Raw genomic sequence first — 252 nt, forward strand, 5'->3', positions numbered from 1 at the left:
GCGGCCAGCCAGATCAGGGTGCGGTGGTGGATGGTGGGGGCGACCTGGAGCGCTTCGAAGAGCTAGGCTGCGGTCGGGATGTGCGTCTCCTCGTATCGCACCCGGGGCAGCTCGGCCTTCGCCGCAGGGTTCCGGGCGATCAGCTCCCAGCGTTCGGCCTGCTCGAGCGCACCCCGCAACACCGAGAAGTACCGGATCTGACTGGCCGGCGACAGACCCCGGGCCCGAAGCGTGCGGAGCCACTGCTCGACG

General features: G+C 70.2%; 1 protein-coding gene. It reads right to left on the reverse strand.

What is annotated here, in order from left to right; translation table 11 throughout:
- Positions 1-62: 62 nt before the first annotated feature.
- Positions 63-252: hypothetical protein (locus P9273_RS32175; protein ID WP_278052597.1), on the reverse strand; the 190-nt coding region annotated here is incomplete at its 5' end.

Source organism: Mesorhizobium sp. WSM4935, assembly GCF_029625735.1.
GTDB lineage: Bacteria > Pseudomonadota > Alphaproteobacteria > Rhizobiales > Rhizobiaceae > Mesorhizobium.